General features: G+C 56.9%; 11 protein-coding genes. 7 read left to right on the forward strand and 4 right to left on the reverse strand.

Annotated features, from left to right (window positions below; all coding sequences use genetic code 11):
• Window positions 1-4: 4 nt before the first annotated feature.
• Window positions 5-1,423, forward strand: a complete 1,419-nt coding sequence (locus NIZ92_RS13280; RefSeq protein ID WP_035272548.1) for an MATE family efflux transporter — start codon at window positions 5-7, stop codon at window positions 1,421-1,423.
• Between the two features lie 239 nt (window positions 1,424-1,662).
• On the opposite strand, the gene NIZ92_RS13285 is transcribed toward NIZ92_RS13280, so the two are convergent.
• From NIZ92_RS13285 to NIZ92_RS13300, 4 genes are all read right to left on the reverse strand, one after another.
• Window positions 1,663-2,940, reverse strand: coding sequence for a glycine betaine/L-proline ABC transporter ATP-binding protein (locus tag NIZ92_RS13285; protein ID WP_009456471.1), 1,278 nt, complete (start codon window positions 2,938-2,940; stop codon window positions 1,663-1,665).
• The gene (locus tag NIZ92_RS13290) at window positions 2,937-3,794 is read right to left on the reverse strand and encodes a proline/glycine betaine ABC transporter permease (RefSeq protein WP_009456478.1); all 858 of its coding nucleotides are present in this window, start codon (window positions 3,792-3,794) and stop codon (window positions 2,937-2,939) included. The genes NIZ92_RS13285 and NIZ92_RS13290 overlap by 4 nt, the downstream gene beginning before the upstream one ends.
• Before the next feature lie 164 nt (window positions 3,795-3,958).
• Window positions 3,959-5,002: an ABC transporter substrate-binding protein gene (locus NIZ92_RS13295; RefSeq protein WP_009456480.1), complete on the reverse strand. Its 1,044-nt coding sequence runs from the start codon at window positions 5,000-5,002 to the stop codon at window positions 3,959-3,961.
• A gap of 539 nt (window positions 5,003-5,541) precedes the next feature.
• Window positions 5,542-6,798 (reverse strand): class I SAM-dependent methyltransferase, encoded by a 1,257-nt coding sequence (locus NIZ92_RS13300; protein WP_026483065.1) that lies wholly within the window; start codon window positions 6,796-6,798, stop codon window positions 5,542-5,544.
• 332 nt (window positions 6,799-7,130) lie between these two features.
• On the opposite strand from NIZ92_RS13300, the gene NIZ92_RS13305 reads away from it, so the two are divergent.
• From NIZ92_RS13305 to holA, 6 genes are all read left to right on the forward strand, one after another.
• On the forward strand, window positions 7,131-8,279 hold the full coding sequence (locus tag NIZ92_RS13305; protein WP_035272768.1) for a Bcr/CflA family multidrug efflux MFS transporter: 1,149 nt from the start codon (window positions 7,131-7,133) through the stop codon (window positions 8,277-8,279).
• 140 nt (window positions 8,280-8,419) lie between these two features.
• Window positions 8,420-8,656, forward strand: a complete 237-nt coding sequence (rpmB, locus tag NIZ92_RS13310; RefSeq protein WP_003802782.1) for a 50S ribosomal protein L28 — start codon at window positions 8,420-8,422, stop codon at window positions 8,654-8,656.
• A 35-nt stretch (window positions 8,657-8,691) separates the two neighbouring features.
• The gene (rpmG, locus tag NIZ92_RS13315) at window positions 8,692-8,859 is read left to right on the forward strand and encodes a 50S ribosomal protein L33 (protein WP_003802781.1); all 168 of its coding nucleotides are present in this window, start codon (window positions 8,692-8,694) and stop codon (window positions 8,857-8,859) included.
• A 212-nt stretch (window positions 8,860-9,071) separates the two neighbouring features.
• Window positions 9,072-11,732, forward strand: coding sequence for a leucine--tRNA ligase (gene leuS / locus NIZ92_RS13320; RefSeq protein ID WP_035272544.1), 2,661 nt, complete (start codon window positions 9,072-9,074; stop codon window positions 11,730-11,732).
• Window positions 11,733-11,734: 2 nt separating this feature from the next.
• Complete coding sequence (gene lptE, locus NIZ92_RS13325) at window positions 11,735-12,367, forward strand: LPS assembly lipoprotein LptE (RefSeq protein WP_026483068.1); 633 nt, start codon at window positions 11,735-11,737, stop codon at window positions 12,365-12,367.
• 2 nt (window positions 12,368-12,369) lie between these two features.
• The gene (gene holA / locus NIZ92_RS13330; RefSeq protein ID WP_035272542.1) at window positions 12,370-13,431 is read left to right on the forward strand and encodes a DNA polymerase III subunit delta; all 1,062 of its coding nucleotides are present in this window, start codon (window positions 12,370-12,372) and stop codon (window positions 13,429-13,431) included.
• The last annotated feature ends 67 nt before the right edge of the window (window positions 13,432-13,498 follow it).

A 13,498-nucleotide genomic window follows, 5' to 3' on the forward strand; every position in this document is an offset into this window, starting at 1 on the left:
AATCATGTCCTCCGTGTTTCATCACAACTGGAAAGGCCAGGCAGGCCAAATCCTGCGTCAGGCCTGGCCTGTGCTGGTCGGCTCCTGGGCGGGTATCGCCTTTGGGGTGCTGGATACCGTTATGGTCGGCCACAGCAGTCCGGTCGACTTGCAGGCCATGGGCCTGGGCGTATCCATTTACATCACCGTCTTTATTGGCTTGATGGGTGTCATCCACGCCCTGATTCCTATCATTGCGCAGCAATTTGGCGCGCGCCGCCTGACTGAAGTAGGCCGCTGGTGGGGGCAAGGTGTGTGGCTGGCCCTGTTGCTGACCTTGATCGGCACCCTGGCGCTGGCCTTTCCCAATATCTGGCTAAGCTGGTCCGGCGATTTGAGCCCTGAGGTTCACGACCGGGTGACCTGGTATTTGCGCAGCCTGATTCTGGCCCTGCCCGCCTCCCTGGTTTTCCGAACGATTTACTGCCTGGGCACGGCAACCTCTCGCCCCAAAGCCGTCATGCTGATCAATCTGTTCAGCGTGGCCTTCAAGGCCCTGTTCAACTGGATGCTGATTTTCGGGAAGTTTGGTTTGCCAGCCATGGGAGCCGTCGGTTCAGGCCTGGCGACCACCGTGGTTTCCTGGCTAATGCTGGCTGCTGGCCTGTGGCTGCTGCGCGCCGACCGCTTCTACAAGCCCTTTAGCTTGCGACTGGGCCTGCCTAGCTGGACGGCGCAGAAAGAACTGCTGCGCCTGGGCCTGCCCATGGGCGGCTCTTACCTGATCGAGATCTGTGCCTTCAGCTTCATGGCGTTGCTGGTAGCCCGCGAAGGGGTCTTTGCTTCGGGTGCTCACCAGATCATGGCCAATCTGGCCGCTGTCTGCTTTATGGTGCCCATGGCCGTGGGTGTTGCTGCGGCCTCGGTCAGCGCTCAAGCCATTGGAGCCGGGCAATATCATCGTGCCCGCCATGTGGGAATGTTAAGTCTGGGGATTGTGTTGGCCGGGGTCACCTTGACGATCAGCCTGCTGGTTCTGCTGCGCCCTACCTTGGCCCATGCCTATACCGACGATGCCGACGTGGCCCTGCGCGCCCTGCTCTTGCTGCAACTGCTGCCCTTCTTCCACTTTTGCGACGCGTTCCAGTGTCTGATTTCCTATCTGCTGCGCGCCTATAAAGTGGCTTTTGTCCCCATGCTGCTGCAATTTTTTGCCTTGAGCGTGCTGGGCCTGGGCGGTGGCTGGTGGTTAGGGTTTGGACCGGCAGCCGGATCGCTGGAAGGAGTCATTCAGTGGCTGGCACCGGGAGCGCCTGTAGGGGCAGCCAGCTTGTGGACCATGTCCAGCCTGGGTCTGGGAGCCTCGGCATTGCTGCTGCTATTCTGGTATGTACATATTTTGCGTATTTACAATCCGGCAAGGCGCAAGGCGCGGGCGTCCTGACAAGCAAAGCATGAGCTGCCGGCATTCAGGTCCATGGCAGACTCAGACATCCGGCGGCGCTTTGCTCTTTGCTCTTTGCTCTTTGCTCTTTGCTCTTTGCTCTTTGCTCTTTGCTCTTTGCTCAGCAGTAGAAGCCTAAGGCCAAAATAAGCCAAACCGTGAAAGCACAAACAAAAAAAACGGGGCCAGTTATTCAACGGGTCCCGTTTTCTTTACCGCTTTAGCAAGACAAGGCTAACTCAGGCAGCAGGTTTACTGCCTTCAATGGCTTCCACGATCTTGGCAGTATCGCTCGGAGTCGACTCGGCAGCCGCATCCGGCGACGCTTCAACCGCATCAATAAGCGGGCTGACCAGGTCCACAACCTTGCTGCGCGAGAGCAGGCCCAGGAACTCGTCGTTCTCGCCCGTGACGGCCAAAGGTTCGCTGCTACGCAACAATTGCCCCAGGATTTCATCCAGACCCATGGTGGCGGGAACGGAACTCATCTCGTCCACAAAACCGGAAATATCCCGTGCACCTTGTTGCACCGCCTCTTGAGCACTGGAACGCATCAAGACACCGGCCAAACGCTTGCCATCGAGCACAGGCGCATAACGCACGCCCCGTTCGCTCAAGCGCTCCAGCGCATGAACAGCGCGGGTACGCATGGTGAAGGTCAGCGTCTTGCTGGAATCGCGCACCGCATGAGCAGCGTTCAGCACTTTACTGCGGTTCACATCCTGCAAGAAGGCCTGCACATAATCGCTGGCGGGCGAGAGCAGAATATCCTCGGGCGAGCCTTCCTGGATCAGTTCACCATCTTTAAGAATGGCAATCCGGTTGCCCAGACGCAGCGCTTCGTCCAGATCATGCGTAATAAACACAATGGTCTTGTTCAGACGGGCCTGCAGTTCCAGCAACTGGTCCTGCATTTCACGTCGAATCAGCGGATCCAGCGCAGAGAAGGCTTCGTCCATCAGAAGAATGTCGGCATCGGTGGCCAAGGCACGCGCCAGACCCACACGTTGCTGCATACCGCCAGACAACTGATGCGGATACTGATTCTCGAAGCCTTGCAGCCCTACCTGTTCCAGCCAGTAAGTGGCTTTCTCTTCACGGGCGGCACGTCCTATGCCCTGCACTTGCAGACCGTAAGCCGCGTTCTCCAGCACCGTGCGATGCGGGAACAGGCCAAAACGCTGGAAGACCATGCTGATCTTTTGCTGGCGGAACTGCATCAGCGCCTTGCCATCCAGGCTCATCACATCCACATCATCGACCAGAATCTGCCCGGCTGTCGGTTCGATCAGGCGGTTGAAATGGCGGATCAGGGTGGACTTGCCCGAACCGGACAAACCCATGATGACGTAAATGCTGCCATGTTCAATGGACAGGCTGATGTCACGTAGCCCCAAGGTGTGGCCGCTTTTGGCCAGTAGCTCGTCCTTGCGGACACCGTTGCGGGCCTCTTCCAGCCAGCGCTCGGGTTGGGAGCCAAAGATCTTGTAGATATTGCGAACTTCAATCTTGCTCATGAGGCCTCCCGTGTCTGAAAGCGGCGGCCAAATTCTTGTGTGATACGGTCAAACAGAATAGCCAGCAGCACAATACCCAAACCGGCCATCAGGCCACGGCCTACTTGCAGGCGGTTGATACCTTGCAGCACTTCGTAGCCCAAACCTCGCACACCAATCATGGAGGCGATCACTACCATGGCCAGCGCCATCATGGTTGTCTGGTTAATACCCGCCATGATGTTGGGCATGGCCAATGGCAATTGCACCCCGTAGAGCTGCTGCCAGCGGTTGGACCCGAAGGAGCGCGAGGCCTCCAGCACTTCGCTGTCGACCAGGCGTATACCCAGATCGGTCAGACGAATTACCGGCGCAATGGCGTAAATAATGGTGGCAATCAGGGCGGCGATCTTGCCCAGGTTGAACAGCATCACTACCGGAATCAGATACACAAAGCTGGGCATGGTTTGCATCACGTCCAGCACCGGCATCATGATGCGGCGCAGCCAGTTGAAGCTGGCCATCAACAGACCTAGCGGTATGCCTATCAGGACAGACAGGAAAACGGCCACGATCATCAGCGCCAGGGTCTGCATGGCAGCATCCCACAGGCCGATCAAACCAATGACGAACAGCATGGCACCCATGGCCACGGAAAACAGGACGCGACGGCTGGCAGCCCAGCCCAGAACGACCACCACCAGCACAACGGCCCACCAGGGACTGCTGCGCAAGATGGACTCCATAAAGACCAGCATGTCCAGCAAAGGCTGGGTCATGGCGCGCAAGGTACTGGAATAATTGGCAACCAGATCACCCACGAACTGATCGATGGGCAAACGTAAGGCGCGCGGATCAATCAACTCAGGAAACATAAAAAACACTCCGTAAAACTCGTGCATGCGGCGCGGGCATATCGCCCGGCCATGAGCCTGCCGGCCACAATGGGACCAGGCAGAAAAGCGAGGTACGGCTCAGTACCCGCACCCACATGGGGTGCAGTCACCGAGGCCGGCCTCGCCCTACAACGACACGAATACTAAAGAGCGGCTTTTACGCGCTGAGCCACTTCCATGGGCACCCACTTGGACCAGGTGTCCTCGTGCTCTTTCAGGAACCAGTGCGCCACATCCTCAGGCTCGCCTTCGGTTTTTTCCATGTGGGCCATGGTGTCGTTCATCAGCTCCAGGGGCATGCTGACATTGGCCAGGAAGGCCGTCAGTTCGGGAGCTTGCTTGGAGAATTCCGTATTCACAGCAGTGAACACCGGATTTTCGGGGTAATCGCTAGGCTCTGGATTAGCACAATCCGGGTCCGTCAGACACCCGTGCTTTTTCTCGTCATAAGCGGGCAGTTCCAGCTTGACCAGATCCATGGAGCCCACCAGCGGTGTCGGATACCAGTAGTAGAACACCACGTTTTCCTTGCGCTGATAAGCAGAGGTCAGAGCCGCTTTCTGCGTGGCACCAGTACCGGGCGAGAACAAGGTGAAGGTATCACCCAGTTTCAGGGCATTGAACAGATTACCGCTGACCACTTCACAACCCCAACCTGCCGGGCAGCCATAGAAGCGGCCTTTACCGGGTTCTTCAGGGTCCTTGAATTCATCCTTGAACTTGGGCAAGTCCGCAGCGGACTTCAGTTCAGGCAGGCGCTCGGCGGTGTAGCGTGGAATGAACCAGGCTTCGCCACCCATATAAATATCGCCAATACGTTTTACATTTCCCTTGGCTTCAGCCTGTTTCCAGGGATCAGCCACACTGTTGAGCCAGATTTCAGTGTTGACATCCAGGTCGCCTCGCTCCAATGCGGCCAAGGCCGGAAGCGTCTCGACCGAGATGACCTCAGTCTTGCAGCCATAACCCTTGTCAGCGATAAAACGCTCGACTTCAGTCAGGACCAGATTGGATTCCCAATTCATGCCGCCAAAGCGAACCGTGCGGTCCAGTTCGCAGGCAACCGGGGTAGCGGCTTGTGCGGCGGACGACAAACCCAGCAACACGCTGGTCAGCACAGAGGCTTGAATCAGGGGAAAGCGGTGCAAGCGCGACTTGGCACCGGCGTGAGGGAAGTATGAAGACATGATGCTCCTCCTTGAGTTACTGTGGACGCGTCCTGCATGATCAGTCGGCGCCAAGGCTAAAGGGGTGTGCGGAAGACGATGCTCTTATCGCCAATACATACCTACGTATAGAGCGAGTGCCAGGCACTCACGAAAAACCCGGAACAATATTCAGGGCTGAGCCCTTTTTGTACTGTTCGCTGCCTTGACCGAAACAAAACGGCTGGGCCAGGGTTACACCGCGCGGGGCGATGATTTGGTGCGAATAGAACACGCAGTTTCAGGCGGTTCTAGATCGAATTGATGAATCTGGTAAGGAGGCCATTCTACGGGCCTTTGCAATCAAAAACAAATTCTTACCGCGCAAAACCATCAAAACCTTGGAATATGTCAATGGCAAAAACGCAACAAAACCCTTGTTTGGCGTGGTTTTAGCGATTTTCTAAACTTTTTTTTGTTACTTATTAATTCAGAATTGATGGAGTGGCGTAAAAGCAGCCCCAAAAAAGACAAATGACAAGGCATAAAGCCTTGTCATTTGCCCCTCCAGACCGCGCCCTCTAACGCTGGTACATATAGTCCCGACGCCATGGATACACCAGGTCTGGCGCGTAATCCAGCTCCTGTGCCCGCCCAGCACTTTGCGCCTGAGCCAGAACCTGATGCAGGGCAATCCAGCCATGCTCAAAACCCATGGCGCAACCAGCCAGATAAACCCGGTAAGCACGCAAGGATTTTTGACCCTGCTCGGAATCCAGCGTGGCCTTGGCCTTGTCCAACTGACTTTCCAAGGCATCGCTCCAGGCCCACAACGTGCGCGCATAGTGCGGACGCAGATTCTCAATGTCCAGGCCTTCCAGACCACCTTCGGCCAGATGACGCAGCACATGGCTGATATGGGTCAGCTCTCCGCCGGGGAAAATGTATTTCTCGATAAAGTCGCCCATCCCGGCACCCAGCTGGCTATTGTCCACGCCACCGGCCGTAATGCCGTGATTCAGAATCAAACCACCGGGTTTGACCAAACGGCGCAACTTGTCGAAATAGGCGCTGAGCTGGGCGCGGCCCACGTGCTCGAACATCCCGACCGAGGCCAGCTTGTCATAAGGCTTGAGTTCATCCAGCTCACGATAATCCAGCAACATCATGCGGGCCCGGCCCGACAGACCTTTCTGCTCGATCAGCCCGTTCACATAGGCATGCTGGTTACGGGACAAGGTGATGCCCGTCACGTCCACATCGTAGTTCTCAGCCGCCCACATCAGCAGCCCGCCCCACCCGGCCCCCACATCCAGAAAGCGCTCGCCCGACTGCAGACGCAGCTTGCGGCAGATGTGGTCCAGCTTGGCTTCCTGAGCCTGCGCCAGCGTCATGTCCGGTTCGCGGTAATAGGCGCAGGAGTAGACCCGACGCGGGTCCAGCCACAAGGCGTAGAAATCGTCCGATAAGTCGTAATGAAACTGGATCTGTTTGGCATCCCTTTCCTGGGAGTGACGCCAAACCGAGGTCAGGTGCTTGACGATGGAAGTCAGCCAGCCTGCCTGGGCAGCGTCAACCGGGGAGCCCGGCAAAATATCCGCTGCCAGCTGCATCAGATCCCGCATGGAGCCCTCAAAGTCCATACGCCCTTCCACGTAGGCTTCTCCCAACTGCCCGGATTGCCCTGCGGCCAGCTGCGCCAAGGTGGCATTATCTTTAATGATCAGATGAACCGCTGCATCAGCCGTGCCAACTTGCTCGCCGTTGGGCAAGGTCAGCCGAACCGGGATGCTGAGTTGATCTAATTTGGCCTGGACCATTGATGAAATTGAACTCAACTTCGCCTCCTTGTATGTAAACAAACAAAGATGACAATGTGTCGCCTCTTTCGACACACCGCCCGTAAGCTGTCAATCCTGTAGCCTAATACAATCAGCCCCTGAATCCGTTGCGTCAAAGTCACGAATCATGTGCTTCACACCTAAAGCACTTAGACCGGAATTGACCTTGCCCCATGCTAAACTGCCTGCCTTTGGCCCATTGCATCGGTTTGCATTGATGCTCGGCACAGGGTAGTGGGTTCAGGCTCTCGGCCAGGATCTGCCCCACCTTAATACTTGGCCCGATGACACGCAACCACTCCCCTGCATTTCCCCCTTGGCTCATCTTGATGGGGCTGCTCACTGCCCTGGGGCCACTGGCCATTGATATGTACCTGCCCGCCTTCCCGGCAATGGCCCAGAGTCTGAACACCTCGGCGGGCATGGTAGAGCGCACGCTGGCGGGTTTCTTGCTGGGTGTGGGCGTGGCTCAATTAGTGTACGGCCCCATGGCCGACCGCTTCGGGCGCAAGCTGCCCTTGCTGCTGGGCGTGCTGATTTTCACCACCGCTTCCTTTTTCTGTGCACGCGCCAGCGATATTGATGAATTGACCGTGTGGCGCATTGTGCAGGCCTTTGGTGGTGCCGCTGGCATGGCTATTCCCCGTGCCGTGATCCGGGATCGTTTCGAGACCCGTGAAGCCGCCCGCGCCCTGTCCATGCTGATGCTGATTATGGGCGTCATGCCTATTCTGGCCCCGCTGATCGGTGGTCAGATCCTGCTGTTTAGCGACTGGCGCGGTATTTTCTACTTCATGGCTGGCTGTGGCGTGCTCTTGTGGCTGCTGACTTTTTTCACCATGAAAGAGTCCCTGACCCCCGAACGAGTCCTGCCACTGCAACCCAAACTGATTGCCCATAATTACAGTGCCTTGTTACGCGACCGGCCTTTCATGTTTTATTCGCTGGCCGCCGGTTTCAGTTCTGCAGGCATGTTTGCCTATATCGCCGGATCGCCACGCGTCTTTATTGATTTATTTGCAGTCGAGCCGCGCCATTTCGGTTTTTATTTTGGCGCGAATGCCGCCTGTCTGATTGTTTTCTCTCAAGTCAGCGCCCGTTTGCTCAATACGTACAGCCCGCCCACTTTGCTGCGCGTGGCACAGGGACTGCAAGTGATCTTTACCCTGCTGGGTGCCGTTCTGACCCTGCTGGGCGTACTGGACCTGACTTGGCTGATGGTGACGCTGATGGGCTTTATGGCGTGCCAAGGCTTTGTGAACCCCAATTCCGCGGCCCTTGCCCTGTCTGAACAAGGCCATCGCCTGGGAACGGCCTCGGCCCTGATGGGCGCTTTGCAAATGCTTTGTGGTGCGCTGGCCGGTTTTGCGGTCAGCAGCTGGTCCTCTTCCAATGCTTTGCCCTTGACCGCCGTATTGGCCAGTTGTGCCGTCTTATCGTGGCTGTTTGGCCGCAACGCAGCAAGGAAAGCACGGTAAAACTTGATCTAAGTGATTTTTCCATATTAGAATAATCTTCTTTGTACCCCAGCACTGGGGTTAACACGATCCTAATTTTACAATCGCCCGCGGCTTTTTTCGTTTAGCGGAGGCTGATTTAGATCTCAAGGGGTATGACCATGGCACGCGTATGCCAAGTGACCGGAAAAGGCCCAATGTCGGGCAACAATGTTTCGCACGCCAACAATAAAACCAAGCGTCGCTTCCTGCCAAACCTGCAGTCCCGTCGTTTCTGGGTTGAAAGTGAAAACCGCTGGGTTCGCCTGCGCGTTTCCGCTAACGCTATCCGCACCATCGACAAGAACGGTATCGACTCCGTTCTGGCCGAAATGCGCTCCCGCGGCGAAAAATACTAAGCTGCGCTTCTTAAACATTTAACCAGGAGCTCATCATGGCTAAAGGTATACGCGAAAAAATCAAACTCGAATCGTCCGCCGGCACCGGTCACTTCTACACCACCACCAAAAACAAGCGCAACATGCCTGAAAAGATGGTGATCAAGAAATTTGACCCCGTCGTTCGCAAGCACGTCGAGTACAAAGAAACCAAGCTGCGTTAATTCGCGCACCGCTCCTGCAGCGGATTGGTTTTCAAAAAAAGCCCCTGCCCTGCAGGGGTTTTTTTTGCCCTTCACAGGCTGCTGTGAAAGGCCTGCCTCCTGTCTGCCATTACGCTCATGCACACTGCCCACCTTGCAGCCGTCCACAGCGAGATTTGCCCCGTATAATGGCGGATACTCCTTTACTTTTGTCTAAAACGGTATTGCCACTCATGCAGGAACGTTACAACCCCAGCGAGGTTGAACAACTCGCTCAGCAAAACTGGACCGATCGGGACGCCTATCGCGCCGTCGAAAACGCCACCGCTCCCGATGGCTCGCTCAAACCCAAGTTTTACGCATGCTCCATGCTGCCCTACCCCAGTGGCAAGCTACATATGGGCCACGTGCGCAACTACACCATCAACGACATGATGGCGCGCCAGCTACGCATGCGCGGTTTTAACGTTCTCATGCCCATGGGCTGGGATGCCTTTGGCATGCCCGCTGAAAACGCCGCCATCAAATCTCAGGTTCCGCCCGCCAAGTGGACTTACGACAACATCGCCTACATGAAAAAGCAGATGCAGGCGATGGGTCTGGCCATCGACTGGTCGCGTGAAATGTGTGCCTGCGATCCCGAATACTACAAATGGAACCAGTGGCTGTTCCTGAAGATGCTGGAAAAAGGCATTGCCTACCGCAAGACTCAGACTGTGAACTGGGATCCGGTGGATCAAACCGTTCTGGCCAACGAACAGGTTATTGAAGGCCGTGGCTGGCGCTCGGGCGCGCTGGTTGAAAAGCGTGAGATCCCCGGCTACTACCTGCGCATTACCGACTACGCTGAAGAGCTGCTGGACACCGTGAAAACCGGCCTGCCCGGCTGGCCCGAGCGTGTGCGCCTGATGCAGGAAAACTGGATCGGCAAGAGCCAGGGTGTGCGCTTTGCCTTCCCTCACGATATTCGTGACGAGCAGGGCCAACTGATTCAGGACGGTCGTCTGTACGTGTTCACCACCCGCGTGGACACCATCATGGGCGTTACCTTCTGTGCTGTTGCCCCTGAACACCCGCTGGCTGCCCTGGCTGCCCGCAACAATCCCGAGCTGACTGCCTTTATTGAAGAATGCAAGAAAGGCGGCACCACGGAAGCCGACATGGCCACCCGTGAAAAAGAAGGTCTGCCTACCGGCCTGAGCGTCAAGCACCCACTGACCGGTGCGGACGTTCCTGTCTGGGTCGGTAACTACGTCTTGATGAGCTACGGCGACGGTGCCGTCATGGGCGTGCCTGCTCACGACGAGCGCGACTTCGCCTTTGCCCTGAAATACCAATTGCCTATTCAACAAGTGATTGGCGTTGAAGGCAAAGAGTACGACGCCACTCAATGGCAAGACTGGTACGGCGACAAGCAGCAAGGCCAAACCATCAATTCCGGCAAGTACGACGGCCTGGCGCATGCCGCCGCCGTGGACGCAATTGCGGCAGACCTGAATGCTCAAGAGCTGGGCGAGAAACAAACCACCTACCGTCTGCGCGACTGGGGCATTTCCCGTCAGCGTTACTGGGGCACCCCGATCCCGATCATCCACTGCGAGGATTGCGGCCCGGTTCCTGTTCCAGAAAAAGACCTGCCCGTGGTTCTGCCCGAAGAGCTGATTCCCGATGGCAGCGGCAACCCGCTGAACAAGCACGAAGCCTTCCTGAAGTGCACTTGCCCTTCTTGCGGCAAGCCTGCACGTCGCGAAACGGACACCATGGACACCTTTGTGGACTCGTCCTGGTACTTCCTGCGCTACACCACGCCCAAACTGAACGACTCCATGACCGATCCACGCACCGACTACTGGATGCCCATGGATCAGTACATCGGTGGTATCGAACACGCTGTGCTGCACTTGCTGTACGCCCGCTTCTGGACCAAAGTCATGCGCGACATGGGCCTGGTCAAGATTGACGAGCCCTTCACCCGCCTGCTGTGCCAGGGCATGGTACTGAACCACAGCTACACCCGCCGCACACCTCAAGGTGGTATTGAGTACTTCTGGCCTGAAACCGTCGAAAACGTCTACGACGAAAAAGGCGCGATTATCGGTGCCCGTTTGAAGAGCGATGGTCAGCCCGTGCAATACAACGGCATCGGCACCATGTCCAAGTCCAAGAATAACGGCGTGGACCCCCAATCCCTGATCGACACGCTGGGCGCGGATACTGCCCGCCTGTTCATCATGTTTGCCAGCCCGCCAGAGCAAACCCTGGAGTGGTCGGATTCGGGCGTGGATGGCGCCAACCGCTTCCTGCGTCGCCTGTGGGCCTTCTGCTATAACCACGCCGATGCTCTGCGCGCTGGCAACGCCCAACAAGCCACCGACTGGAGCGATCTGGATGCGGCCGCCAAGCGTACCCGTCTGGAAATTCACTCCTTGCTCAAGCAAGCCAATTACGACTACGAGCGTATTCAATACAACACCGTGGTTTCGGCTTGCATGAAGATGCTCAACACCCTGGAGCAGACTCAATGGGAAGACACTCCCGCCGCACAACGTGCACTGGCTGAAACCACGTCCATTCTGTTGCGCGTGCTGTACCCTGTCGTCCCTCACATCACCTGGCAGTTGTGGCGTGAACTGGGTTGGGCAGACAGCCTGGGCGATATGCTCGACGCCCAATGGCCTGCCGTGGATGAACAAGCCCTGATTGCTGACGAAGTGGAGCTGATGCTGCAAGTCAATGGCAAGCTGCGCGGTTCATTGGTCGTGCCTCAGGGAGCGGAAAAAGCCGCCATTGAACAAGCCGCAGCCGAACACGCTGCCGTGCTCAAGTATCTGGAAGGCCGCCCCGCCAAGCGCATCATTGTGGTGCCTGGCAAACTCGTTAACGTCGTAGGTTAATCATGCACCTAGCCCGCCTGCTTCCTTCCAGCTCCTTGTCTGTTCCTGCACCCAGGTTCTGGGGACTGGCGGGCTTGATGATCCTGCTCAGTGTTGTTCTGACAGCGTGTGGCTTTCACCTGAAAGGGGTGGCCCCGCTGCCGTTCGACACGATTTACACCAACATTACGGACAACAGTGCGTTTGGCGCGAATCTGCGTCGTACCTTGTCGGCCAGTTCACCGCAAACCCGCTTTGTGGAGCGCCCGCAAGACGCTGAAGCCATCTTGCAACAGCTCTCCCACAGCCGTAATCAACGCGAAATCTCCATCAACGCCAAAGGCCAGGTGGAAGAGTACGAACTGCAACTGACATTTGTGTTCGAGCTGCTGGACGCCAAAGGCCGCGTGATCCTGCCGCCCACAACACTGAACGTCATTCGTGAAGTACCGTACGATGCCGAGGCTGTCCAAGCCAAAGATAGCGAAATCGAGATGATTTTCCGCGATATGGAACAGTCTCTGATCAATCGCATTGTGCGTCGCTTGAGTTCGCCCGACGTCACCAGTGCCTACCATTACATAAGCAGCCAACCAGAGGCCAGCTCCATGGAAGAGATGGAACTGCTGCCCACTCGACAACAGGCTCCGCTGTAAGAATGGGACGCAGGGCCGACCACGACACCTTGCTGCGCGAGCTGGCCACGCCAACCGCCGCTTTCCAACCGCTTTATGTGGTGTCCGGTGACGAGCCTCTGTTGCTGGTTGAAGCGGCGGATGCGGTGCGCGCCCGCGCCCGCCAGGACGGCTTTACCGAACGCAGCAGTTTTACCCTGGATGCACGGGCCGACTGGTCGCAGCTGTTTGCTGTAGCCCAGAACATTTCCCTGTTTGGCGATCAAAAACTGGTGGATGTCAATATTCCCAGCGGCAAACCTGGCAAGCCAGGCGGCGACGCCCTGCAAAAGCTGTGCGAGCTGATCAGCGGGGGGCAAATGGATGGCACCAGCTTTCTGATTCAACTTCCCCGGCTGGACAAAGCTACACGCAACAGCAAATGGTGTCAGGCTCTGGAGCAGGTGGCCTGTTGGGTTGACATTCAGCCCATCAACCGCAACTCTCTGGCAGGCTGGATTGCCCAGCGCCTGAAAGCCCAGGACCAAAGCCTGGAGCGCAACAGCCTGGAATGGATGGCTGACAAGGTTGAAGGCAACCTGCTGGCCGCCCATCAGGAAATACAGAAACTGGCCCTGATCTACCCACCTGGCCAGCTTAGCCAGGAAGAACTGGAAAACGCGGTTCTGAACGTAGCCCGCTACAGCGTGTTTGATCTGCGTGACTCCATGCTGGCAGGCCACAGTCAACGCGCCCTGACGGTGCTTGATGGCTTGCAGGCAGAAGGCGAAGCCCTACCCCTGGTCTTGTGGGCTGTAGGCGAAGAAGTGCGTACCTTGGCCCGCTTGTCACAAGCGCGTCAGCAAGGACAGGACCTGTCCAACCTGTTTCGCCAATACCGCATTTTTGGCCCGCGTGAAAAACTCGTTCGTCAGGCCCTGGACCGTATCCCGCCTCAAAGCTGGCCCGCTTCGGTTCTGCATGCACACGATATAGACCGTTTGATCAAAGGCCTGCACCCCAACGGACGTCAGCAAGACCCGTGGGAAGAAATGCGCCGCCTGACCATGCGTATCGCGGTCGCGACACAAGCGCCCCGCCGCTAAGCGTCCGATACCCCTTAACTTCTTAATTGTTGCGATAATGCTCTCTTGAACCGGAGAGTTACACGGC

The sequence above is a fragment of the Alcaligenes sp. 1735tsa3 genome (assembly GCF_024134565.1).
In the GTDB taxonomy this organism is placed as follows: domain Bacteria; phylum Pseudomonadota; class Gammaproteobacteria; order Burkholderiales; family Burkholderiaceae_B; genus Alcaligenes; species Alcaligenes phenolicus.

What these genes read in the sequence shown, in the direction of transcription:
- NIZ92_RS13280 (WP_035272548.1), top strand. Translation starts at nt 5, where the DNA reads ATGTCCTCCGTGTTTCATCACAACTGGAAAGGCCAGGCAGGCCAAATC.
- NIZ92_RS13285 (WP_009456471.1), bottom strand. Translation starts at nt 2,940, where the DNA reads ATGAGCAAGATTGAAGTTCGCAATATCTACAAGATCTTTGGCTCCCAA.
- NIZ92_RS13290 (WP_009456478.1), bottom strand. Translation starts at nt 3,794, where the DNA reads ATGTTTCCTGAGTTGATTGATCCGCGCGCCTTACGTTTGCCCATCGAT.
- NIZ92_RS13295 (WP_009456480.1), bottom strand. Translation starts at nt 5,002, where the DNA reads ATGTCTTCATACTTCCCTCACGCCGGTGCCAAGTCGCGCTTGCACCGC.
- NIZ92_RS13305 (WP_035272768.1), top strand. Translation starts at nt 7,131, where the DNA reads ATGGGGCTGCTCACTGCCCTGGGGCCACTGGCCATTGATATGTACCTG.
- rpmB (WP_003802782.1), top strand. Translation starts at nt 8,420, where the DNA reads ATGGCACGCGTATGCCAAGTGACCGGAAAAGGCCCAATGTCGGGCAAC.
- rpmG (WP_003802781.1), top strand. Translation starts at nt 8,692, where the DNA reads ATGGCTAAAGGTATACGCGAAAAAATCAAACTCGAATCGTCCGCCGGC.
- leuS (WP_035272544.1), top strand. Translation starts at nt 9,072, where the DNA reads ATGCAGGAACGTTACAACCCCAGCGAGGTTGAACAACTCGCTCAGCAA.
- lptE (WP_026483068.1), top strand. Translation starts at nt 11,735, where the DNA reads ATGCACCTAGCCCGCCTGCTTCCTTCCAGCTCCTTGTCTGTTCCTGCA.
- holA (WP_035272542.1), top strand. Translation starts at nt 12,370, where the DNA reads ATGGGACGCAGGGCCGACCACGACACCTTGCTGCGCGAGCTGGCCACG.